Source organism: Acidithiobacillus sp. TH-A117 (assembly GCF_057473465.1).
The window spans coordinates 1-22,592 of the sequence record NZ_JBYCKQ010000034.1 but is presented as its reverse complement, the minus strand read 5'-3'; the positions used below and the strand labels follow the sequence as shown (position 1 = coordinate 22,592).

At 51.2% G+C, this 22,592-nt stretch carries 24 protein-coding genes; 11 read left to right on the top strand and 13 right to left on the bottom strand.

The genetic code is table 11. The annotated features are described in order from the left end of the window. Positions 1–68 precede the first annotated feature (68 nt). The 4 genes from AC2VLR_RS08645 to AC2VLR_RS08630 all read right to left on the bottom strand — a co-directional run bounded on the left by AC2VLR_RS08645 (position 69) and on the right by AC2VLR_RS08630 (position 4,350). Positions 69–341, bottom strand: a complete 273-nt coding sequence (locus AC2VLR_RS08645; RefSeq protein ID WP_486881766.1) for an EexN family lipoprotein — start codon at positions 339–341, stop codon at positions 69–71. Between the two features lie 278 nt (positions 342–619). Continuing rightward, complete coding sequence (locus AC2VLR_RS08640) at positions 620–1,276, bottom strand: potassium channel family protein (RefSeq protein ID WP_486881765.1); 657 nt, start codon at positions 1,274–1,276, stop codon at positions 620–622. A gap of 10 nt (positions 1,277–1,286) precedes the next feature. Continuing rightward, on the bottom strand, positions 1,287–2,744 hold the full coding sequence (locus AC2VLR_RS08635; protein WP_486881764.1) for a TrkH family potassium uptake protein: 1,458 nt from the start codon (positions 2,742–2,744) through the stop codon (positions 1,287–1,289). Next, complete coding sequence (locus AC2VLR_RS08630; protein WP_486881763.1) at positions 2,737–4,350, bottom strand: cation:proton antiporter; 1,614 nt, start codon at positions 4,348–4,350, stop codon at positions 2,737–2,739. Before AC2VLR_RS08630 ends, AC2VLR_RS08635 begins: the two co-directional genes overlap by 8 nt. A gap of 216 nt (positions 4,351–4,566) precedes the next feature. Here AC2VLR_RS08630 and AC2VLR_RS08625 point away from each other — a divergent pair, with 216 nt between their 5' ends. From AC2VLR_RS08625 to AC2VLR_RS08615, 3 genes are read left to right on the top strand one after another with little or no spacing between them, the layout of a single operon-like run. Next, positions 4,567–5,082, top strand: coding sequence for a hypothetical protein (locus tag AC2VLR_RS08625; RefSeq protein WP_486881762.1), 516 nt, complete (start codon positions 4,567–4,569; stop codon positions 5,080–5,082). Positions 5,083–5,113: 31 nt separating this feature from the next. After that, on the top strand, positions 5,114–6,112 hold the full coding sequence (locus tag AC2VLR_RS08620) for an aminoglycoside phosphotransferase family protein (RefSeq protein WP_486881761.1): 999 nt from the start codon (positions 5,114–5,116) through the stop codon (positions 6,110–6,112). Positions 6,113–6,119: 7 nt separating this feature from the next. Beyond that, positions 6,120–6,860 (top strand): HAD family hydrolase, encoded by a 741-nt coding sequence (locus AC2VLR_RS08615; protein ID WP_486881760.1) that lies wholly within the window; start codon positions 6,120–6,122, stop codon positions 6,858–6,860. Between the two features lie 24 nt (positions 6,861–6,884). On the opposite strand, the gene AC2VLR_RS08610 is transcribed toward AC2VLR_RS08615, so the two are convergent. From AC2VLR_RS08610 to AC2VLR_RS08595, 4 genes are all read right to left on the bottom strand, one after another. Next, complete coding sequence (locus AC2VLR_RS08610; RefSeq protein ID WP_486881759.1) at positions 6,885–7,628, bottom strand: TIGR02186 family protein; 744 nt, start codon at positions 7,626–7,628, stop codon at positions 6,885–6,887. Further along, on the bottom strand, positions 7,628–8,542 hold the full coding sequence (locus tag AC2VLR_RS08605) for a sulfite exporter TauE/SafE family protein (RefSeq protein WP_486881758.1): 915 nt from the start codon (positions 8,540–8,542) through the stop codon (positions 7,628–7,630). Before AC2VLR_RS08605 ends, AC2VLR_RS08610 begins: the two co-directional genes overlap by 1 nt. Further along, entirely contained in the window at positions 8,543–9,076 is a 534-nt protein-coding gene (locus tag AC2VLR_RS08600; RefSeq protein WP_486881757.1) for a universal stress protein, read from the bottom strand. Between the two features lie 140 nt (positions 9,077–9,216). After that, the gene (locus AC2VLR_RS08595) at positions 9,217–9,993 is read right to left on the bottom strand and encodes a hypothetical protein (protein WP_486881756.1); all 777 of its coding nucleotides are present in this window, start codon (positions 9,991–9,993) and stop codon (positions 9,217–9,219) included. A 273-nt stretch (positions 9,994–10,266) separates the two neighbouring features. On the opposite strand from AC2VLR_RS08595, the gene htpG reads away from it, so the two are divergent. The 7 genes from htpG to AC2VLR_RS08560 all read left to right on the top strand — a co-directional run bounded on the left by htpG (position 10,267) and on the right by AC2VLR_RS08560 (position 17,309). Next, positions 10,267–12,162, top strand: coding sequence for a molecular chaperone HtpG (gene htpG, locus AC2VLR_RS08590; RefSeq protein WP_486881755.1), 1,896 nt, complete (start codon positions 10,267–10,269; stop codon positions 12,160–12,162). Between the two features lie 336 nt (positions 12,163–12,498). Next, positions 12,499–14,013: an outer membrane protein assembly factor BamB family protein gene (locus AC2VLR_RS08585; RefSeq protein ID WP_486881754.1), complete on the top strand. Its 1,515-nt coding sequence runs from the start codon at positions 12,499–12,501 to the stop codon at positions 14,011–14,013. Between the two features lie 11 nt (positions 14,014–14,024). Further along, positions 14,025–15,113: a TQO small subunit DoxD gene (locus tag AC2VLR_RS08580; protein ID WP_486881753.1), complete on the top strand. Its 1,089-nt coding sequence runs from the start codon at positions 14,025–14,027 to the stop codon at positions 15,111–15,113. Between the two features lie 64 nt (positions 15,114–15,177). Then, positions 15,178–15,753, top strand: a complete 576-nt coding sequence (locus AC2VLR_RS08575) for a DNA-3-methyladenine glycosylase I (RefSeq protein WP_486881752.1) — start codon at positions 15,178–15,180, stop codon at positions 15,751–15,753. 66 nt (positions 15,754–15,819) lie between these two features. Next, positions 15,820–16,029: a hypothetical protein gene (locus AC2VLR_RS08570; RefSeq protein WP_486881751.1), complete on the top strand. Its 210-nt coding sequence runs from the start codon at positions 15,820–15,822 to the stop codon at positions 16,027–16,029. A gap of 86 nt (positions 16,030–16,115) precedes the next feature. Then, entirely contained in the window at positions 16,116–16,376 is a 261-nt protein-coding gene (locus AC2VLR_RS08565) for a hypothetical protein (RefSeq protein WP_486881784.1), read from the top strand. A gap of 117 nt (positions 16,377–16,493) precedes the next feature. Further along, on the top strand, positions 16,494–17,309 hold the full coding sequence (locus AC2VLR_RS08560; RefSeq protein ID WP_486881750.1) for an outer membrane protein assembly factor BamD: 816 nt from the start codon (positions 16,494–16,496) through the stop codon (positions 17,307–17,309). Positions 17,310–17,349: 40 nt separating this feature from the next. Here AC2VLR_RS08560 and AC2VLR_RS08555 read toward each other — a convergent pair whose 3' ends face one another. From AC2VLR_RS08555 to AC2VLR_RS08535, 5 genes are all read right to left on the bottom strand, one after another. Further along, positions 17,350–18,813 carry an MDR family MFS transporter gene (locus tag AC2VLR_RS08555; RefSeq protein WP_486881749.1) on the bottom strand — a complete coding sequence of 488 codons (1,464 nt, stop codon included), beginning with the start codon at positions 18,811–18,813 and terminating at the stop codon, positions 17,350–17,352. Position 18,814: 1 nt separating this feature from the next. Beyond that, the gene (locus AC2VLR_RS08550; RefSeq protein WP_486881748.1) at positions 18,815–19,924 is read right to left on the bottom strand and encodes an AI-2E family transporter; all 1,110 of its coding nucleotides are present in this window, start codon (positions 19,922–19,924) and stop codon (positions 18,815–18,817) included. Between the two features lie 265 nt (positions 19,925–20,189). Then, positions 20,190–20,771 carry a PIN domain-containing protein gene (locus tag AC2VLR_RS08545; protein ID WP_486881747.1) on the bottom strand — a complete coding sequence of 194 codons (582 nt, stop codon included), beginning with the start codon at positions 20,769–20,771 and terminating at the stop codon, positions 20,190–20,192. Further along, positions 20,768–21,226, bottom strand: coding sequence for a helix-turn-helix domain-containing protein (locus tag AC2VLR_RS08540; RefSeq protein WP_486881746.1), 459 nt, complete (start codon positions 21,224–21,226; stop codon positions 20,768–20,770). Before AC2VLR_RS08540 ends, AC2VLR_RS08545 begins: the two co-directional genes overlap by 4 nt. Positions 21,227–21,444: 218 nt before the next feature. After that, a complete protein-coding gene (locus AC2VLR_RS08535; protein ID WP_486881745.1) occupies positions 21,445–21,750 on the bottom strand; it encodes a hypothetical protein in 306 nt (101 codons plus the stop codon). A 410-nt stretch (positions 21,751–22,160) separates the two neighbouring features. Here AC2VLR_RS08535 and AC2VLR_RS08530 point away from each other — a divergent pair, with 410 nt between their 5' ends. Next, a complete protein-coding gene (locus tag AC2VLR_RS08530; protein ID WP_486881744.1) occupies positions 22,161–22,526 on the top strand; it encodes a type II toxin-antitoxin system HicA family toxin in 366 nt (121 codons plus the stop codon). Positions 22,527–22,592: the final 66 nt, after the last annotated feature.

Here is a 22,592-nt window from a genome sequence, read left to right as displayed (position 1 = left end):
ATATTAACCTCCAGTAGTTACTCACGGATATATTTTGACCAGCAAAATATATATTGGTTCATACCAGATCAAGATAAAGCATTCCCGATGCTCTTCATGGTTTTTTTCGCATTATAGGATACTGCATTAGAAGATGCTTGTTCCGCATTTTTGCACGATTCCAGCTTATCGCGCCCAGCACTGTTTTTACACCAAGAGATCTCCTGGGTCATTTTTTTCTGATGATGGAGGTACCAGGAAATATCATGACCGCCCTGAGGCCCCTGCGAAACACCAGAACATCCTGCAAGCGCCAAGCCTAGCAACGGTATGGTTATAGGCATTATTTTGCCAATTTTCATAGATTTCTCCCTAAATTAATCACGAATTAACAGAAAACCTAGTATTAACCAGCGCCATGAATCTGTCAAAAAAACAGGAGAAATTGGTCACTGTCGCCAAATTAAAGCGCAAAATAAAAATAGCTTATAATTTTTTTGACGTTGATTTACAAACAGAAAGACAATTCCAATGAAAGAAAATTTTTTGCGAAAATTATGCTGTCGCCATAAAGAGACAGTCATCATTAGTATTTCATTGCACCCAACTTGATATGAAGCAGCGATATTGATGACGGCTACTATTTTTTTGAAAATCTGTTTTCCAAGGTCTTAAGGGTGTTTTTATGTGTGAGCAGCACCACGTTATCCCCCGGTTGAATGGTCATGTCGTCACTGAGCGTGCGTGGTGAGTCCCGATCGTCGTATATCACAATAGGCTTGGTATCTTTCGGCAGAGCGAGATTATCCAGCGTTTGCGGTTGGGCATCCGAGGGTATCCGAAATGAAAACAAACGGAGATCTGCACGAATATAATCTGATAGATGGCGTTCTCGCTCACCATCTATGATATTGATCATATTTCTTCTGACCGCGCGCAAAGGAATAATGATTTCATCCAGACCCAACTCCTGGCAGATAGGCTCATAGGATTCTTCCTTAATCAGCACGACAACCCGACTGAAGCCCAGGGCTTTAGCCGTCAGAGCAGCAATCATATTGCTCTCATCACTATTTGTTGTAGCAAAAAAGAAATCACAGGCACTGGGGTTAGCTTCTTTCAAAATTGCTGGAAGGCTGGCATCCCCTTGAATAAAAGCAGCATCTAACTGATCATTAAGGCTATCGATGAGCGCAGCGTCATTTTCAATGATGATGATGTCATGTCTGGTCTGTTCATTCAGTTGCTGCACGGTTCTGACCACCAGGTTGGAAGCTCCAGCAAAAACCACACGCATTTTTCACTCCTTATCGTAAATGACGACCGAACCAAGTACGGGGGGCAAGCAACACTAAAAGTGCCACAAACTCCAAACGACCGAAAAGCATATCTGTGCAAAGTACCAATTTTAAAGCCGCAGGTGTGCTTACATTGAGAACCCCCACCGACAGGCCCACCGTACTAATAGCTGAAACCACGTTAAAAAGAGCCGGTAATGCGGGATAACCAGAAACCAGGAAAGCGAGCCAACTCAAGGTCATGATCAGCAAAGTCAACATCACAATAGTTAAGGTATTTAGTAGTACCGGAACCGGCACGGTACGTCCTTCCATGCGCAATGGGTTTACTACATGCGCCGACATTCTCGTGGATCTGATCATGTACGCCACAATTTTGAGTGATAGCCAGGCCCTTACCAGCTTGATTCCTCCCGCCGTAGAGCCCACAGAACCGCCAATAAACATCAACATAATCATAACGACCAGGGCAAAGCTAGAAACCACATTCAGATCAAGGGGGGAAAATCCTGCGGTAGTTTGCGCCGAAGTAGCTAAAAGAAATGCTCTGAAAAAGGCATTCCAAATCGACATTCCGGAAAAATACAAGCTCAAGCCTAGCACCATCGTACCGATAAAAATAAATAACAGTAACAAGCGAAATTCTACGTCTCGAAAAAAATCCCGCCAGCGATTTTTTGAAAAAAGTAAATAAGAACCGATGGTCACCGCACCGCTCATACTGGCCAAAGCGATAATCAGTTGCACTGTACCAGAATAATCATTGATACCAATACGGGCTGGAGCACACCAACCGGTAGCTACTGCCGCCATAGCAAATATGGCACTTTGCACGGCTGATTGACCTGCCATCAGCAAAGCAAAAAACGTGAGCAATGTGAGGATAAGATACACTATCAGCACATTACGCACATAGTCAGTAAGTTGTACTTGCTGTTGCTGGCTGTCACCATCCAGCACCCCGCTCAAGCGCCGGATATTTAAAACCTGACTGGAAACCAGCCCCAGTGATAATACGGTAATCCCCAAACCTCCAATCCATTGTAACCAGGCGGAAGTCAACCAGAAGGATATGGGTAGTTGTCCTTTCGGCAGTACTTCCATTCCAGTAGTGGTGATATCCGAAACCACCTGAAAAAATGCAGCGAGATATCCTACGCCATTCGCGCTCATGGGTATCGCAAAAATAACCGGGGTTAAAATAAAAATCAGCGCAACGATGACCATCGCTTCATTGGCTTGAAGCACATCCTTTTTATGAAGTAACACGTAGCGTTGCAAGCCATGACCTAACCCTATGAGCATCAGCGCTGTTAGTCCATACTGCCATACACCAGACCAGCCCGGTGCCAGTAAAGCAAATAAAGCCGGGGCCAGCATCAGGAGTCCTGTGACCAGCATGAGTCTGCCCAGATAGGCAGCAATCATCCTGGGCCGCACCGCTAATGCCAGGATTTCCTCACGCACGGGCTTTACCCTCTTCCACATCGTTCATCCGCGCGAACACGGCTTCCGGTTGTGACGCTATTTCCAATAATTGTGCATCAATATCCACTATCAACTGTTCAGCACTGATATCATTCAATAGACCTTCACTGCGCGCCTGATTTATTTTTTCTTTTCTGGACAATAAGATTCGTCGGTATAATCGCACAAAATCCCCTTGCAGAATTTTGTTGCTATCTGGTTTGTCCAATTGCTGCAACTGGTTACTTGCCTCTTGTTGCTCGGCTTCAAAATAACGGGTCAAGGCCTTGAGGGCGCGTTGATCCCGGAGCCCCTCTTTTTGTAATTGTTCCAATTCATGCAGATCGGCCTGCGCCAGAAATATGCGCAGACGTTGCACTTCCGTTTTTTGATCTGACTCATTTTTGCCCAGAACCTTCAACATTCTGGCCAAGGGAGAAATACTCAGCCCCTGCACTAGAATTGTCAGCAAAACCACACCGAAGACTAAATTGATGAGCAGCTCCCGATGTGGAAGCTCGATGGGCAAGCTCAGCGCCAGCACCATGGAGAGCGCGCCACGAATGCCACCCCACATCAATACAAAGTTCCAGCTCAGAGGAATTTTCGCCCGGGTGCGGCTCAGTATCGCCCCCATTCCAAATACCACGGCCGCACGAGCGATGGTAACCGCCACATACGCCGCTAGAATCAGCGCCCAGATATGCACCAGATCCAGCAGGTTGATGGTCAAGCCTACCAGCAGAAAAATCAGTGAGTTCAGGACAAAGCCAATATATTCCCAGAATATATTGACGGCCATGCGCACCGAAGCTGTCATGCCTTTCTGCGCCCCGTAATTACCGCAGAGCAGACCCGCAACCACTGTAGCGATGACCCCGGAATAACCCAACTGAATGGCCAGTAAAAAACTGCCATAGGCAGCCAAAATGGTAATGGTGATTTCGACCATCCCATCGCCCACCCGCTTGATGACTTCGGAACTGAGCCAGCCAATGACCAGGCCCAGCAGGGCACCACCGCCCACCTCGCTGACAAAATCTATACCGAGATGGGCAATGGACACCACCTTGCCTTCGGCAAGTGCCAAAAACAGACTGAAAAAAACAATAGCCGTTCCATCATTGAGCAGACTTTCGCTTTCAATCATGAAAGTCAGACGCTCGGGCGCCATCAATTTCCGAAAGATGGCCACCACGGAAATGGGATCAGTGGCCGCCACCGCTGCCCCGAATACCAGCGCCACGGCCAGCGGAATGACCGCTCCGGAAAGATGCGGCAGGTATTCCGAAGACCAGAGAAAAACATAGGCGGTAACCACCATGGACAGAAATACACCTGGCACCGCCAAACCAAAAATAGCCAAGCGATCACGCCACATGGCACTGGCAGAGAGGTGGTATGCCGATTCAAAAATCAGGCCCGGCAAAAATAAATTGAAAACCAGATCGTGCGTCAGTACCGGGGTATGGAACAGATGCAGCGCACCCAACAGCAGCCCACCCAGTACCAAAGCTACGGTATAGGGCAGATGCAGGCGACTGGAGAGGACCGAAAGGAACGAAGCGGCCACAAAAAGCAATAAAATGGCAGTTTCAGGAATCATCTTTCTCCAGAATCGGCTGCAGGTACTGAGATTGATATGCAGTTTAGCGGGTCTTCAGTAGCCAAACCAGAGAACCCGCCGGATCTCGCTCACAGACCGGCAAGCCCATCTGATCGATTCTCACCGGGCTTTTCCGTTTGTTCTCAGGTCGCAGACCGTGATACAAAACGTTTATCGGTCCCGAACAAACGCCCGCTCATACAGGAGAGATGGACATTGGCCCGCCGCAAAAAGAAATCTGCCACTTCCGGAAAAAAACGCTGGATCTGGCTGCTCATCCTTGTATTGCTTGCGGCTGCCGTAGCCATTGGTATTGCCCTCACGGTACCCCTGCATTTGCAAGCCATCACACCGCCTCCACAAAAACCTGCGCCTGTTAAAGCACCCACTCCCCGGATCGAGGAAAAATACCTTCCTCTGGGTTCTTATGGGGTGATGGTACAAATGCCATCCGGCGGGGAAAAAGCGCTCAATATTCGTCCGATAGCAGTTCTGCAAGGTCATGAACCCTGGCATTCATTGACACAGCCAGAAAATCTTTTCAACAGCCTGATTGCCAATCTTTTCATGGCTTTTCCACAATTAGACCAGGTAGCCCATTCCATAGCTGCACAAAATATCCTGAGCCAGCAGATCAGAGATAACATCGCCCCTACCCTGGCGCGCCTGGAACCCGGCTGGAAGATTGTGCGCATTGACCTCCATCCAGCTCTGCAGGCACCCCCACCATGATGCATCAGACTGGCCAGATGGAACTGACGTCATGAAATATCTGGGTCGCCTTGCCCGGCAGGATCCGCTTTTTGCCTACTTGCGTGAGGCCATTTTTCCGCAACTGTTATCAGAAAAGCCCATTCATCATGTTCGGGTATTTCAATTTCCTGCTTCCAACGAGGTCTTTCTCTATGAAGAAAGCCACTCCCGGCAGAAAGTCATCGGCAAGTTTTTTCAGCGCCCCGGCAAGGATCCGCAGCATGCCTGGGATCGGGCCTGGAATGAATGGCAGAATTTGCATTTTCTTCGCCAGATCGGCTTGAATCCAAGCCATTTTCAGATTCCCCGGGCGTTGGGAATAGCCCGTCACATCAATAGCTTGGTTATTGAAGAATATTGTCCGGGCCAATCCTTATCGACCATCCTGAATCAATACCTGGCCACACAACAGGCCGATCTGCTCTATGCCCGACTGACCGATCTGGCCTGGTTTCTGGCCAAGCTACATAACCATACCGCCGGACCGGGAAAGGTTCAATTTGATGAGCAGTTTACATACTTTGATAAAATCATGGCCCGCCTCCAGCGTCGCCAGCGGATAAGCGATGCCCAATTACGGGAAATCTATCATTATCGGGAGCACTGGCAGCACGATTCCTCCATGTGGTCTGATCAGGACGTGTTGATTCATGGGGACGCGACCCCATCCAATTTTTTATTTGCCGAACCCCGAAAAATCATTGCCATTGATCTCGAACGCATGAAGCGCGCAGATCGCGCCTACGATCTGGGTATGATTGCCGGAGAAATTCACCATCATTTCTTGCGAAGCACCCATCACGCGGCGCAGGCAGAGCCCTTTATCGGTCATTTTCTCTGGGAGTACAGCACCCATTTCCCGGATCGGCAGGCCGCATTTGCGGCCATTACCCGCCGAGTGCCTTTTTATATGGGTATGACCCTGTTGCGCATTGCCCGTAATTCCTGGCTGGACTGGCGTTATAGTCAGGCCCTGGTTCATGCCGCTCTTTCAGTACTACGGAGGTAATCTCATTATGTCTATACGCGCTGTCTGTTTTGATCTGTATGGAACCTTGATCAATATAGAAACCAATGAAGATATGGAGGAGATTTATCGAGGAATTTCCCACTATCTGACTTATCATCGGGTTTTCATGAATCGTCGGGAAGTACGCGAGCGTTATTTTGCCGTCATGAAAGAACGCAAACGTCAATCGACTGAACGCTATCCGGAAATTGATGTGGAAGCCATCTGGCACACCATACTGATTCAGGAAAACAGCAAGCCGGTCAATGGTCGGGAAAAGCTCGCCAAAGAACTCGCACGTCTGCATCGCGGTATTTCCAGAACCCGCCTGGAGCGCTACGAAGGTGTCAAAAGAACCCTCAAAAGCCTGCAAGAGCACTATCAGCTGGCGCTCATTTCAGATGCCCAACGCTGCTTCGCCCTCCCTGAAATGCGCGCCCTGAATATCAAAAAATATTTTGATATTCGCATTATTTCTGGAGATTACGGCTATCGCAAACCGGACTCTCGATTATTTCACATGGCTGCCGAACAACTGGAAATAGCCCCGCATCAGGCGGTTTACGTGGGCAATGATATGTATCGGGATATTTATGGCGCCCAGCAAGCCGGACTGAAAACCATTTTTATAGACTCCAATCAAGGCGCAAAGTCTTACAATGATATTCAACCTGACTATTTTGCGCGGGATTTTTATCAGGTGCTGGATGGCGTCGCTTTTCTGGCCCAGAAACATGCCGAAGAATAAGTACGCCGGGGATTAAAACAAAACTCAGGCAGAACGACGCCGCATGATGATTCCCAGCCCGAAACCCAAGGTGGCGAGAACCAGGGTCAACACTACCCCGTACAGCCAGCTGTTCCGGATGGCAAAACGCGCAATCCAGGCCTGAAAACCCACCTGCCTTACATCGAGTTGCTGTTTGTCCTCGGCAACTATTTTTTGCTGCCGGATCAGATAAGTGGTCAATTGATAGTGACCCAAAGGCAGAGCAGCGGGTAACTGAATGCTGGCCGTAAACAAACCCTGATGGATGACTACCCCCGCAGGATCCACCAGATACTGACGCTGGCGGGTTTTTTGATCCAGAAAGGCGTGCTCCCAGGTATTCAGGTGCTCAGGTTTTGGCGCAAAACGGGCCTGAAGCAGCAGTGCAGAACGGGTCAGCCCCTGTTGTTGCAGGGTCGCCTCCGGCAAAAGCTGCCTGACGGGTGCGGAGGATAATCTCTGCCAGAGGCCAGGAGTACCTGTCACCGTCACCTTGGCACCATTCAGCCAGATAGGTCCATTCCGGCTTTTTTTCTGCATGGCTTCGGTACTATCGGGTGAACGCAGCACCACAATCACCTGCCCAGGGCCAGAGATAGCGCCATAGACCAGGACATTTTCCCCGACAAAATCACTGGTTACCCGCACCTGTCGGGTACTGGTCGCGACCACCAGGGGCGTCGCAGCGTGTGCCAGCATGGCAAAGCCCGGGATGAAGACCAACATCAGCAGACGCAGATAAAACATTACACGACCCGCGCCATGCTGAATATATGGGTCGGCGTAATAAACAGTCCCAAGCCCATCTTGATCGCTACACCTACGACCACCAGGGCCAGCACCAGTCGCAAATGTTCCCCCTGCATGCGCGCTCCGGCCCGGGCCCCGAACTGGGTGCCAAAAATGGAGCCCAATACCAGAGCCAAAGCCAGATAGGGATCTACCGCATGATTCATTCCGGCCTGCAAAATACCCACTTCTGCCGTCGTGAAGAGCAACTGGAACAGAGAAGTTCCCACTACCACCTTGGTCGGCATTTTCAGCACATACAACATGATGGGGACCATCACAAAACCCCCGCCGACCCCCATCAGGGCGGTGAGCAAACCCACGCCGAAACCCAGCAGGATCGGGGTCAAAATGGACAGACGCAAACCCGAAACCGGAAAATCCATTTGGCCGGGAAGACGTTGTAAAAACGATTTGTCCGTATTCCGGGACTTTTTGGGGTGTTCCGAACGCGGGCGGCGCAAGGCCAGCAACGATTCAATCAGCATGGAAGTCCCGATGAAGCCCAGCAGGATGACGTACAGAAATGTCACCACCAGACTGAAGTGTCCTCCAGCCTCCAGAATCCGGGCCAAATGCACGCCCAGCAACCCACCGGTCCAGCTCCCCGCCAGAAGCACAAATGCCATGCGCATATCCACATTGCCCATGCGCCAGTGTGCGTAACTACCGATGGCAGAGCCCCCGACAATTTGCGCGGCTCCCGTACCTACGGCCACCAGCGGCGGCACCCCAATAAAAATCAGCAAGGGGGTAATCAGGATACCCCCTCCCACTCCCGTCAACCCCGACAGAAAACCCACTACCAAACCAAAGCTGACGATCAACCAGATATTGACGTCCATGTGGGCGATGGGCAGGAACACCTCCACTTAAAGCACTCCCTCGGCCTGATCAGCATTCCAGACCGGGGCACAGAGCTGGTCCAGATCGATATTCGGGGGAACCAGCAAAACCGGGACCGACAAAGTCAGACTCAGCTTGGCACCCAGGCCGCCGAGCAGATGCGGTAAGCCCTTGGGTTTACTTTCTGTTCCAAATCCGCGCTGGCCCAGCACCACCATGCTGATATCCGAGTTGCTCTGGACCAGACGGGGAATTTCCAGCTCCGGAGCACCTTCCAGCAGAAAATACTCGGGCAAACGAATACCGCAATGTTCGGCAATGCGTTCTGCTACCGCGCGCAAATTGCTCTCCGCCTCGAGGCGGGCTTCTGCCAGCAGACGGTCCGTCAGTCCGCTGGAGAATAAGGCGCCCCCAAAACCCAGAGGATCACTGGCAATATGTAAAGCCGTCACCAACCCGAGATGCGCCCCTAACAGCCGGGAAAAACGGGCAGCCACCGCAGCGGCCACCAGGGCATTTTGCGACCCGTCGATGGCCGTCAATATCACCGGATCGGACATAAGCCACCTGCAATGTTGAAGGATTTCTGCAATATTAGAGGATGGCCCCAAAGCTGTCGAGGATCAGAAAAAACTGCGCCCACTGAAACCCAGGCCAGACTCTGGTTACACCAAGCGATGCAATCAGTGGACCTTTCACGTTACTGCGGACGAATATTCATGATTCCTGGACCCGCCATGGGAATAGAAATTTGCGCGACATAATGTTGTAACTTACCAATATCACCGGCGGGAACATCCATTTTCTGGATAAAAATAGAACTGACATAAAGGTTGCCTGGCAGGGAAGCATTGCCGGTAATTTCCACTTTTGTTGGGAAATCCAATGAGTAATTAGTTTGGCCCTGCTCCTGCTTTTCAACAATTTTGCCATACACAGGTACATACTCATGCCATGAATTGACCACAATTTTGGGAATACTGGCAGAAAGCATGTGGGATGAAACAGTAAGTAATTCACCATTACTCACGGAGTAGCGCATGATCTTATAGCCTTTACCATTGACACTGATTTGTTTATAGAAAACATTACCACCCTGGTCATGAATATTTTTTAAGTAGTAACACGAACCGAAAAGCTTGCTCATTTTATACTGACCACCAGGTAAAAGACTGAACCACTGGTAAGTGGCAGCACAATCGTTGTTACCACCCGTGTTATATGACATCAATATGGCAGATCCACTGGGAGTTTCGACAACTGCTGTCTTGCTTCCCCCCATCTGTTCATTGACGGTATTCAAAATGTGACCATTGCTACTCACAGTCACTGTGAGAGCGTTGGGATTTACTCTGTATTGCAGTATACCATTAGGCGTACTTACATTGGTGGTTTGTATTGGCATGGTTGGCATTGCGAAAGCAATGGCCGGAAACGAGATCATCAACAATGCTGCGGCTGCGATATTTTTACTCACAAAAACCTCCATTCCTGAAAGAATTTTTCTGCGACTATGCCTAGAAAAAATTATTGATATCCCGTACGAAAACAGTTCGACGGAACATTTGAATCATCTTCAATCACTTGCTGTACTTTTTTAACATAAACAGAAAGACATAGGCAATCCTTTTGCACAAACTAATCCCATATATCTTGCTCTCTTGATTCTTGCAGTGACTGCCCCCATGTGCATCCTGTCCATGAGGCATTATAGCTGTTGACTGAACCTGATCATTCTGAAGGAGAAAACATGACCACCCACAAGGAAACCCTGCAATTTCAAACAGAAATCAATCAACTGCTGCATTTGATGATTCACTCCCTGTATTCCAACAAGGAAATTTTTCTGCGCGAGCTGATTTCCAATGCTTCTGACGCTTGTGACAAGCTGCGATTTGAGGCCTTGGCGGACCCCGGCTTGATGGCCGGCGACAGTGAGTTGAACGTCAAAGTCGATTTTGATGCAGAAAATGGCACGCTCACCATCCGCGATAATGGTATTGGTATGGATCGCGATGAGGTCATTGCCAATATCGGCACCATTGCCAAGTCGGGCACCAAGGAATTTTTTGAACGGCTCAGTGGCGACCAAAGCAAGGATGCCAAGCTGATTGGCCAATTCGGTGTCGGCTTTTATTCCGCATTTATTGTGGCTGATCAGGTGACGCTCAGCACCCGCAGAGCAGGCATGGAAGCCGAACATGGGGTGCGCTGGGAGTCCGATGGCACTGGCGCCTACACCCTCGAAACGGTGGATATGCCCGAGCGCGGCACCGAAATCGTCCTTCATCTGCGCGAAGATGAACGTTCGGATTTTCTCAATGCCTGGCGCCTGCGCAGCATCATCAACAAATATTCCGACCACGTTCCCCTTCCCATCCTGATGCGCAAAACCGGAGACGATCAGCAACCCGGCGACACCTGGGAAACCATCAACAAGGCCTCGGCGCTCTGGCAACGCCCCAAGTCCGAAATCAGCGATGCCGAATACAAGGAGTTTTATCAGTACGTCAGCCATGATTATGGCGAACCTCTGGCCTGGGCCCATAACCGGGTGGAAGGCCGCCTGGAATATACCTCTTTGCTATATATCCCCGGCAAGGCGCCCTTTGATCTCTGGGAGCCGAATCAGACCCACGGCATCAAGCTCTATGTGCAGCGCGTGTTCATCATGGATGACACCGAGCACCAGATCCTTCCTCGCTACCTGCGCTTTGTGCGTGGCGTTCTGGATTCCAGTGACCTGCCCCTCAACGTATCCCGTGAAATTCTCCAGGGCAATCGCGTCATTGACCAGATGCGTTCCGGCTCGGTCAAGCGGGTTTTGAGTCTGCTGGAAGAAATGGCGGACAAGGAACCCGAAAAATATCAAAACTTCTGGAACGAATTCGGGCGTGCCCTCAAGGAGGGACCAGGAGAAGATTTTGCCAATCGCGAGCAAATTGCCAAGTTATTACGCTTTGCCAGTACCCACAGCGACAACGAAATCCAGAATGTTTCCCTGACAGATTATATCGGCCGGATGTGCGAAGGTCAGGATAAAATCTATTACATTACTGCCGATACTTTTATTGCCGCCAAAAACAGCCCCCAATTGGAACTACTGCGAAAAAAAGGCATTGAAGTACTGCTGCTCAGTGATCGTGTGGATGAATGGCTGACCAGTCATTTACAGGAGTTTGAAGGCAAGTCACTGGCTTCTGTTGCCAAGGGTACCCTGGATCTGGGCAGCATGGAAACGGAAGAAGAACGCAAGTCTCAGGAAGAAATTGAAAAAACCGCTGAAGGACTGCTTGAGCGGATCAAAAATGCGCTGGGAGATCGCGTCGAGGCGGTACGCGTTTCCCACCGACTGACCAGTTCGCCAGCCTGCATTGTCCTGGGTGAAAGAGATATGGCCTTGTATATGCAGCAACTCCTCAAACAGGCTGGCCATGAGATTCCCAGTACCAAGCCGACTCTGGAAATCAACCCCGGCCACCCGATGCTGGCGCGCATCGAACAAGAGGATGCCCGCTTTGCCGAGTGGTCCTCCCTGCTGCTGGATCAGGCCATTCTGGCTGAGGGTGGCCAACTGGAAGACCCGGCCGGCTTTGTGGCCCGCCTTAACCAATTGATGCTGGCTCTGGCAAATCAACCCCACTGATACTTCTTGTATTGCGCTGGGCATGACGCCCCCTTCTTGCCTAAAGAAGGGGGCTTTTTGTGCACCCGCATGATTCGCAATTAATTACACTGCTGGGTTTTAGCGTAAAACAGATTATTTTGGCATTTGTCAAAAAAATAAATTGTAAGAATATGTAACATTGTTTCAATTTTTTACATTTTATTTATTGATATCTTACAATAAGAGGTTTACGGTTCAGTAACTCAATGATGATGCTGAATTATTCATTATTAAATTAGAATTTTCTAATTATTCAGAACATCTGCCGAGGAAATATGTTCCTGTAGATATTCCGCTTTGAAAGTGCGAGGAGAAATGATGAAATTACGCAAAATAGCCATATTATCGGCGGTCAGTATATTCATGTCCGGGGCAGCCTGGGCACAAACCAATCAGGTGCCCCAGGACCCTGTACACAATGCCCTGGATCCCCAAAGTCCTTTTGCTACCCTGTACCTGCCACAAAATGCCGCACCGGCTAATGATCAGGTCGGCCCGTCCGAGTGGACCCATGCTTATGGTAATCCTCAGCATAATGCTGGCTTTTCGGTAGCGACCAATGCACCCAGCTGGATTCGCGATGGGGTCCGCTGGAATTTCCCGGAGGCCCGGGCCTGGCCGCTGAACGACAACCATCCTTATGGAGAAAAGGTGGATGGCATCAAGGAAGCCCTGCCGGTACAAACCCAGTTTTATGGTAATGCCCTGGGTGTTTCCGTGGTCAAGGGCGTCGTATATGCCGAAAGTGATGATATGTTTGCCTACGCCGTGAATGCCCGGACCGGCAAGTTGATCTGGCGCAGTAGCCCGGTAGCCAATACCCTCATGGGCAATCCATTGGTGGTTGGCAACAAGGTCTATCTCTCGGCGGGCAGCGTGTCTTTCAATTTCGCCAACGTCATGGAATATGCCAAACACCCCAAACAAGCAGGACGCGGTAAGGACATCAGTTACAACGGCATTTTCTGCCTGGATCGCAAGGACGGACAACTGCTCTGGAGCTTCAAAACCCAGGGTGATGCCATGCCCACCCCGGCGTATGCCGACCACTCCCTGTTCATCAGCACCGGTGATGGCAATATTTACCGCATACACTCCACCGATGGTAAAGCCATCTGGAAAACCCATGTGGGGGGCATCGCCAACATGTCCAGCCCGGTCGTCTGGAAAAATCATGTGTATGTCTCCATGTCAGTCATTCCCGGGCTATATGCCTTGAACGTCAACACCGGCAAGGTGCTCTGGAAGGGTGAAATTCCCGGTGCGGTGAATACCGGCATGGGTGATGTTTCTCCGGCGGTGGATGACGGGATTGTGGTCATGGATACCGTGGCCAACCCCAAAATGGTCGATGGCAAAGCGACCATGGAAACTCTGGTGCGAGCCTTCAACGCCAATACCGGACAGGTCTTGTGGACGGATAACATGGGCCGTGGGCCAAAAATCCCGGCTTTCAAGGGGGGCGTACCCATGATTCATCACGGTATGGTGTATGTCGGTTCTCCCGTCACCTCTACCTATGAGGCCCTGAATTTGCACACGGGCAAAGTCGCGTGGACCTGGCACGTACCCAATCCCGGCCCGGCAGGCGCAGGTCGTGGCGCGCCGACCTATTATGAAAATATGCTCTATATTTCTACTGGGCCTGATGTTTATGCTATTCAGCCGAGTAACGGCCAGATGGTCCATGAATACCATGTAGGCGGCCGCTTTGGCATTGTGAACCCCACGATTGTTGGAGGGACCATGTACCTTGGAAACTCCTGGGACTGGATCAATGCCGTACCCGTCAAAGATGTCAATCCGCAATTCAACGCCAACAAGGCGTAAAGGAGTTCTGAATGGCAACAACCATGAAATCTGCTGCTAGCGATCCTGCCACCCGGCATTCCTGGAGAATACTGGCCATCGGCATGCTCGCCGTGCGCTTTGTGCAAGGCTGGATTTACTGGGGTGGCGGTTCCCGTCGTTTTATTTACGGCCCCCAAAAAATCAATCCTGCAGGCCACTGGATGGCTTACAAGTTTCAGACCGCCATGCCGGGGGCTATTCTCGGCTTGAATCATCTGGTCGCTTTTTTACTTCACCACTTTGTCCTACTCTATGCGGGTGTCATTATTTTCAGCGCCGTGGAAATGATCTCCGGTCTGATGCTGTTGTCTGGATTCCTGACCCGTCTGGCAGCCTTTTTGACCCTCGGCTTGTCATTTACCCTGATGCTGCTCTTCGGTTGGCAAGGAGCCACCTGTATTGATGAGTGGACCATGGCCGCGTCCAACTTCGGGATGGGGATTACATTGTTGCTGGTCGGTGGTGGGGCCTATTCCATCGACAACTGGATGATGAAACGCAACCCGGCGCTGGAACAAAAGGGTTGGTTCCGCTGGCTGGGTGGCAGCCTGCCCCTGCCCTTGTCCGATGGCGCCTTCAAAAAACTGGCCCTGACCTTGTTCTGGATTGCGGTTATTTTCATTGTTGCCACCTATTCCTATTATCGTGGCTCGGTGATCACCCCCTTCCACGGCGATCCTACCGGGGTAAAAGCCCATCATGTAAAAATGACGGATGTAAAAGTGCTGCCCGATGGTCGGGTGGATGTACACATGTACATTGATGCGGGAACCGGATCCGTTCCGGCTCACATCATTGCCATCCGTCTGCTGGATTATAATGGCAAGGTCGTGGAATCCTGGGATGGCAAACAGCTTTCCCGACTCAATCCCAAGGACATTCACAATGACTTTGCCTACCAGCAGTTCTCGCCCGATAAAATTCTCGGCCTGAAAGCTGGCCTGGGTGCCGAAGCCATGCTGCATCTACCGGTCAGCAGTTCCGGCTTCATCAACACCAGTTCCGGTCCTTATCAGTTGCAAGTATTGAACATTAATGGACAAAAGGCAGAGGTGACTGCCCAGATCGCCGCGCACTGAGGCGTTTGACGGCAACCCTTCGGCGGGAGAGGATAGCTTCTTCTTTCACCGAAGGGCTTTGTGTATGCAACGCTGCGCCTGGGTCCCCCTCGACAAGGCCGATTATGTGCTTTACCACGACCAGGAATGGGGGGTTCCCGCCCATGACGACCGCCACCTTTTCGAGATGCTCGTATTGGAAGGCGCACAGGCCGGACTGAACTGGTATACCATCCTGAAAAAACGGGCAGCTTACCGCCTGGCTTTTCATGACTTTGATCCAGCGGCAGTGGCGCAGATGACTGACGAAGTACTGGAATCTCTGCTGAGCAACCCGGCAATTATCCGCAATCGTCAGAAAATTTACTCTACGCGCAACAACGCCTTGGTTTTTTTGAATATTCAACAAGAATTCTCATCTTTTGATCAATATATCTGGCAGTTCGTCGATGGTCAGCCGGTGGTCAATCGCCCCCGCAACATCCACGACATACCCACCCAGAGCGCCATTTCGGTCGCCCTGTCTCGTGATCTGAAAAAACGTGGCATGCGCTTCGTCGGACCAACCATCATGTATGCCTATATGCAGGCCATTGGCATGATCAACGATCACTGCATCAACTGTTTCAAATGTCTTGGAGCGCACAACGGCACCGGATAGATAGCTTGCTTTTTCCTTTTTTCGGGGTTACTGTACATTTATACAGTAACCGTAAGGAGACATGGCATGCACACCTATCATCTGCAGATCTGGACCAAAACCCTGGGAATCATCGTGTTTGGCGCTTTCATTGGCATCTGGCTCGGCCATCAGGACCGGCATTATCAACCCGGGCCAGACAACGCCATGACATCCATTGCTTTGCAACAGTCGCATGATTTATCAGCAAGAGCCTCCTATACTGCGCTGTCATCAGATCAAAGTCCGCAAATTTGATATCATGTTAAACTGCTCCGGCATCTTCAATGCATGAAGATGCCGAACAGCAGCAAACCATTACTCATCTTTTGCAGAGGCAGACCTTGGAACTGGATCATAAGGCCCGTGAGGCTATCGAAGATATTATCAATCGCCGGGAAGGTATCAATTCCATTCAGACACAGATAAAAGAAGACATGAAAGCCGTGGCCGAATATCTGGCGGTCAAGCCTGCCCAGGTGGCGCGTCTGATCAGCCTGGTAGAACGGGAAAGAGCCAAAGGTGACGTCCTGGAAACCGAGCGTGGCGTCATCAGCGCAGCGGAATCCATGATTCCTGTAGCGACTACCGAACAGACGATCTGATCTTTCAAAAAAATACGGACGAATTTTTTCCGCTCTCCCCCAGGTTCCGACTTGGGGAACTTCTCTCCGCAAGCTTGCGTCTTACAGAACAACGTTCAAATCATAGTGAATCTGAAGATGCTGCCGCTGACCACCCGTCCCTACAAAAACACCCTGACATTTTGGTTGCTGGTTTCTACCATCATTACCCTCACTCTGTCCGGTTGCGCCAGCAGCCCCGACAAAAAAGGGGAAGCCATACATGTGGCACCGGTGGCGCAGATGTTCCGACCCGGGCAGGAAGCCCTGCGCCGTGGCGATTACGATCGGGCCATCCGCCAATTTGAAAACCTGCAAACCGAATATCCCTACGGTCCCTATGCGGAGCAATCCCAACTGGATACGGCCTACGCCTATTACCGATCGGGCGATGCCAAAGCCGCAGCAGCTGCTGCCTCGGCCTTCATCAAGGCCCATCCCGCCAACCCCCATGTGGTCTATGCCTACTACTTGAAGGGCCTTGCCGAATATGAGGGCATTGAAGGGCCGGAATATACCCCTACTCCCGACTATGAAGCCTTGAGTACCTTTACCTACCTGGCCAAAGCCTTCCCCAAAACACCTTACGCGGTCAGTGCCCGGCTACATATTGCCAAAATCATCGACATTCTCGGCCAGCGCAATCTCAACATCTGTAAATTTTATTACATTCGCGATGCCTATGTGGCCTCTGTCAATCGCTGCAGCCGGGTCATCACCGATTATCAACTCAGCCCCGCCCGGGAAGAAGCGCTCTATTATCTGAGCAAATCCTACGCGCACCTGAACTTAGACCAACTGGCGCGGACTACCGCTATCATTCTGCACGCCAACTATCCTCAGGGACGTTTTACCCGCAAACTACGTGCATTCTGGAAAAATGCGCCCAAAGCCAGCACCAGCGCGGCCGGTTAGTCCGCTTGCCAGCGCGGTTCACTGGAAAACCTGGGAATACTCACTGAAGCACATCATGATCCTGACGTTTTTTTAGCAGGCCCGGCATATCTTCCAGAAACCAGGCACCCACAAAAGCTGCCAGACTGAAGCTCGCAGCAATCAGAAAATCCGTACGCAAGGTTTGTACAATCATGGCGGCATGTTCTGCGGAAGATGCCACTCCCGCCATCAACCCGGAAAAAACCGCACCAAAAGCGGCCACCCCCAGAGTACCGCCCATGGAGCGAAACAAAGTGACGGTGGACGTGGCCACCCCCAGGTGGCGATGAGGAATCGCTAATTGAGCGGAAAGCACCAGCACCTGCATGGTCATTCCCAGGCCCAGGCCGAGCAGAACCAAAGCTCCGTCAATGTGCCACATGGGCGTCTGTTCACCCAGCCGGGACAGCCAGGCCAGGGCAAGCGTAATCAACAAGGCGCCGAGAATCGGAAATTCCCGATAGCGCTGTTTGTAGCTGATCCGGCGCCCTGCCAGAATGGACATCGCTAACATGCCGATGAGCAGGTACAACAATTCCAGACCGGACATGGTTGGTGAATAATGGCGCACATCCTGGAGGTAAATGGGCAGAAAGCTGATGGAACCCAACATGGCCACGCCCACAAAAAAAGACAGGGTAACACTCAGGGTAAAGGTCCGGAATCGGAAAAAAGCCAGTGGTAACAGGGGTTGTGGATGCCGCCTCTCAAAAATGAAAAACCCTGCAAAGCTGCCCAATCCCAGGGCCAACAGCAACCATAATACCGGAGCATTCCAAGCCAGTACCGGGCCGGCCACGCTGGCAAACAGGACCATCGCGCTCAATCCGGTAATCAGCAACACCGTACCCCACACGTCCATGATCCATTCAGCCGTGCGCAACGGCTTGGGAAAGGCCGCGCCAATGACCAGCAGAGCAAACACGCCGATAGGCACGTTGATGTAGAAAATCCACCGCCAACTCAGGGTTTCAACCATGAAGCCACCCAGAAAGGGGCCGATGAGTGTGGCGAGCCCGAAAGCCGCGCCCACCAGTCCTTGATAACGTCCTCTTTGGGTTACCGGAATAAAATCCGAAATTGAGGCAATGGCCGTAACCAGCAGGCCACCTCCGCCAATACCTTGCAATGCCCGAAACAGGATCAATTCATCAATATTTTGCGCGATCCCGGACAGTGCCGAGCCTGCCAGAAACAGCAATACCGCCGATTGCAACAGATATTTGCGACCTAAAAGATCACCGAGTTTGCCATAGACCGGCAAACAGACAGTGGATGTCAGCAAATAGGCCGTCACAATCCAGGGCAGTTTGGCCAGCCCATGCAAGTCCCGGGCAATGGTCGGCAGTGCCGTTGAAACCACGGTCTGGTCCATAGCCGCAAGAAAAATGGAAGACAAAATGGCTACGAACATCAGGCGCGCCGACCAATCCAGACGAAAGTCTCTTTCGTCCTGAGGTACTACCGGATTTTGAGCAGACATGTCAGCGCAGACACTCCTTATCTATATCTCTTGGTTTCCATCCCTGCCACCAGGCCATCAACATGCCCATCAGCATCGGTCCGACAAAAATACCCAATATGCCCAATACCGACAGGCCTCCCAGCAGACCCATAAAAATCAGCATGAAAGGCATCCGGGAACGGCCACCGATCAGTAGCGGTTTCAGCAGATTGTCGGCCAGCGTGGTGATGATATTACCGACAATGAAAATCACCAGAGCCAGTAAGGGTTCGCCAGCCGCCAACCAGGTCCACAAGGTTACTCCGGTAAAAACAGCGGACGCCCCGAAGGGAATCACGGAAAACACTCCGGATACGGTTCCCCAGATCAGCGCATGGGGGATGCCGCAAGCCGCGTATAAAGCCCAAAACAGCAGGGCTTCAAAAAGTCCGGTAATCACCACACTCCAGAAGGTACCGCGTAAAATGTCCAATCCCCGCGCGATCACTATCCAGACGTCTGCACCCGCCAGACCAGTGATTCGTTCTGCCAGACCCTGCGCCAGAGTTTCACCATGCAGCAAGAAGAAAAACAGGAGCAGCAGCGCCAAGCTGGCATTGAGTGCCGTATCTTCAGCACCGCCCAGCACATTGAGAACCATTTGACCGTGGGCGAGTAGGGCGTCAGACCCCGCCAACACCTGAAATCCCTGAAAATGCGCTGGCAAGAGTGTATTTTTTGCAGTAATTCCCGGCAAAAAAGCACCCAGCCATTGCGTCGCCACCTGCCACAAGTGACGCAGTGGATCCAGTAGCACCTGCGGCAGATGGGTGCTCAGCCAATGGGGTAATGCCCAATGCGACAATTCTTCTTGAGAGATCCAGGGTCCGAGAAGACGCAGACCGCGCAGCAACTCCACAATCACAAAAGCAAGGGGTAGCAGAATCAGACTGGCGGCAGTCAATGCAAAAAACAAGGCGCCTAAGGGACGCCAGCGCCCCGGAATACGCAGCACGAAAGGCCAAAATACCACAGCCAGCACCGCCGACCAGGCCAGCGCCGACCAAAAATTCTGCAATATCCAAATGAGCGCTGCAACAATGAGCAAAATCGGCAACCAGCGCTGCACAGATCGAGAAACTTCAGTCAAAATGAATCCCCGCGTAAAATCATCAGATCATTATGCCTGAAACCGGCGTTGGGTAGACAGGGCAGGCACCCTTTGGGTTGTGGAAACATGCGCGAAGAATCCCCACGCTACAAAATCAATGAGCTCGCCAGTCATTACTCATTCAAGCTGAATCTCCGCGACCGTAGGCTTATGTATCTCAGGCTGATGTAGCCGAGCAATCTTGCTCAAGCTTTAGTAAACGTTTTTTAATGACTATTCCCCCGCCATAGCACTTCGAGTTTCATTAAAATGCATGCTTCCATCTGTTAAGCATTTCCACTGTTTGGGTAAGGCCGATGCCAAGAAGTGTATTGAGATATTCATCCTGCGTTTTTTGAGGCTTTTTGAGTGCTGCACGGTGTTCCGCAACGGCCTGGATGACTTTAGCCCCCTGCAAGTCGTACTGCTCACACAGAAAGTCATCTGGATGCTTGGCTTCCAGGTCGTATTGGATGAGCACATCAGAAGGAAAATCTTTGAGATTGAAAGTGACTATAAGGTCTACCTGCCCCCTGATCGCAGCGGCGACGACGTGCCTGTCATCGGCGTCGGGAAGAACTATGGACTCGATGAGAAATTCATATCCAGAAACCAGACAGTCAAGCATGCTGTTATTCATAAGGGCTCTGGTGCGTTCTAGCTGCTCACGCTGGATATCTGGTCTATTAGCCAGCAAATTCTTTATCCATTCTTCATGAATTTGATGCGTCCACCTTGCCCGGAAAAGTCCTGAGAGCGTAAGGCGTATCAGTAAATCCCGCAGCGGTGCGGGATAGAGCACACAAGCATCCAGTAAGACGGTGAATTGCGTGTTATGAAAGCTCAATCGTAGCCCATCCCGATATCCTGAGCTTGCGCCACAAGATCATCCATGTTCTTGCGCCGTTCCACTTCCGTCCTGTCCTTGTATGCAATAAGGTGCTCGTAACAAATCCGTCGATGCGTGCCTGCTTTGTGATATGGGATCTCCCCGCGTTCCAATAATTGCACCAAAAAGGGCCGTGACACGTTTAGAATATCGGCGGCTTCTTGGGTGGTGAGTTCAGCGCTTACGGGAATGATACGTACGTCATGCCCCATACCCAGTTCCACCAGGATTTCCCTGAGAAGGTGCAACGCCTGTGTAGGGATGCGCACCCGTTGGGTGTCCCCGGTGCCGCTTCCTATCTGGAGTTCCTGAATGTCTGCGTGGGTATGCAAAAAAATGGAAAGGTTTCGAGCACTTTCTTTGGCTGCTAGGGCCAAAGCATCAGGACTTTGTTTTACCGTAGTGGATGCCATGGTATGCACCTCCGAAATTCGTTGCCTCATATCGAATCAGTGTATACGAAATAAACGAAACGGCAAGCGCGTTATCCGTAGATGTGAATCTCTTTTTTCTGAATTTGGCGCTCTCTCATTCACGGTCATAGGGAATCATGCAAATGCAACGCAGAAAATAAACCAACAACAAAAAACTGAAGTTTCACTGAATTTCACATTTTGCTGATCGCCAAACCTCAAGTCACCTTACGCCTGAGCACCTTGGTGAATGATTTATGGAGGGGTTGGCAGAGATGAGGCCAAAGCCCCAGAAAATGGTCGCAGAGCGCTTCGTCCGCGATGAGTCTACGGACGTCTGAGAAGGCAAAACTGGTCCGGCCTTTGGCGATTTGACGGCGCTCGGGGTCAGCCTCGATGCGATCCGCGTAGATCCAGGTCAGCGTCGTGGCCAGCAGACAGAAATGGAGATGGTTCGTGACCGCATCGGCGGTACGGGTCTGGCTGCGGGTACTGCCGATTTCCTGTTTGATCTCTTTGGGCATGCGCCCCCAGATTTATGCAGCGCATATCCCGGCGTCCTTTGCCTGGATGGGTCTTTATTCGCAATGCATCGTGGATACGCTGGGGTCATGCTACTTACTCTGGTATCCGATACCAGGGCGATAGCCGCGCCCTCAGTTTTTGGAGATTGCCTGACATTGCACGGCTTGGTGGTATTGAGCATGGCGGGGTAATTGAGCATTTTGCTAGGGGATAATCGATTATGGCTGGTAGTGGGCAAGCAGCGGTCACCCCGGCGCGTGCTGGCAGGGCAAAAATCGCGGTCGCCCCCTGCGGGGCGCGGCGGGCCTGACGGCCCGCAAAAAGCGGAAAAACGGGAAAAAAATCGGGAAAAAACAGGGAGTGGGGAACGCAAGATAAAGAACCCGATGACGGGTATAGCTTCGATATTGTGGCGGATTTTGGCGGTATAGCTTTTGCGATGCTTCGTCGAAATCAATTCCCGCTGCAGCTGTCCGCACACCTCATGCCGTCAATTCCACCTCAACTTGCGCCGAAAGTTACCGCGATTTCTCGCAGTATCCCAGCTTGCGAGATGCAACACTTCTGTTACTATGCTTCCATGAACTCCAAGCAGATGAAGAAATGGCTAGAGCAGCAGGGCGCGACATTTCAGCCTGGCAAGGGCTCACATCTGAAGGTGTTTTTGAACGGCAAGCAGTCTGTGCTACCGATGCACGGCACGACTGAGCTAGGCAGAGGGTTGGAAGCCGCTATCAAGCGGCAACTCGGATTATCCAGCGAGCAGGAGCAATGACCATGTTTGATTACCCCGTCACGTTAACCCCGGATGATGGCACGGTACTGGTGACGTTTATGGACG

Excerpts from the sequence above, each read along its gene's own strand:
- AC2VLR_RS08630 (WP_486881763.1), bottom strand. The coding sequence starts at position 4,350 with ATGATTCCTGAAACTGCCATTTTATTGCTTTTTGTGGCCGCTTCGTTC.
- AC2VLR_RS08540 (WP_486881746.1), bottom strand. The coding sequence starts at position 21,226 with ATGGCATCCACTACGGTAAAACAAAGTCCTGATGCTTTGGCCCTAGCA.
- AC2VLR_RS08640 (WP_486881765.1), bottom strand. The coding sequence starts at position 1,276 with ATGCGTGTGGTTTTTGCTGGAGCTTCCAACCTGGTGGTCAGAACCGTG.
- AC2VLR_RS08615 (WP_486881760.1), top strand. The coding sequence starts at position 6,120 with ATGTCTATACGCGCTGTCTGTTTTGATCTGTATGGAACCTTGATCAAT.
- AC2VLR_RS08610 (WP_486881759.1), bottom strand. The coding sequence starts at position 7,628 with ATGTTTTATCTGCGTCTGCTGATGTTGGTCTTCATCCCGGGCTTTGCC.
- AC2VLR_RS08600 (WP_486881757.1), bottom strand. The coding sequence starts at position 9,076 with ATGTCCGATCCGGTGATATTGACGGCCATCGACGGGTCGCAAAATGCC.
- AC2VLR_RS08585 (WP_486881754.1), top strand. The coding sequence starts at position 12,499 with ATGATGAAATTACGCAAAATAGCCATATTATCGGCGGTCAGTATATTC.
- AC2VLR_RS08620 (WP_486881761.1), top strand. The coding sequence starts at position 5,114 with ATGAAATATCTGGGTCGCCTTGCCCGGCAGGATCCGCTTTTTGCCTAC.
- AC2VLR_RS08580 (WP_486881753.1), top strand. The coding sequence starts at position 14,025 with ATGGCAACAACCATGAAATCTGCTGCTAGCGATCCTGCCACCCGGCAT.
- AC2VLR_RS08645 (WP_486881766.1), bottom strand. The coding sequence starts at position 341 with ATGAAAATTGGCAAAATAATGCCTATAACCATACCGTTGCTAGGCTTG.
- AC2VLR_RS08575 (WP_486881752.1), top strand. The coding sequence starts at position 15,178 with ATGCAACGCTGCGCCTGGGTCCCCCTCGACAAGGCCGATTATGTGCTT.
- htpG (WP_486881755.1), top strand. The coding sequence starts at position 10,267 with ATGACCACCCACAAGGAAACCCTGCAATTTCAAACAGAAATCAATCAA.
- AC2VLR_RS08570 (WP_486881751.1), top strand. The coding sequence starts at position 15,820 with ATGCACACCTATCATCTGCAGATCTGGACCAAAACCCTGGGAATCATC.
- AC2VLR_RS08555 (WP_486881749.1), bottom strand. The coding sequence starts at position 18,813 with ATGTCTGCTCAAAATCCGGTAGTACCTCAGGACGAAAGAGACTTTCGT.
- AC2VLR_RS08535 (WP_486881745.1), bottom strand. The coding sequence starts at position 21,750 with ATGCCCAAAGAGATCAAACAGGAAATCGGCAGTACCCGCAGCCAGACC.
- AC2VLR_RS08560 (WP_486881750.1), top strand. The coding sequence starts at position 16,494 with ATGCTGCCGCTGACCACCCGTCCCTACAAAAACACCCTGACATTTTGG.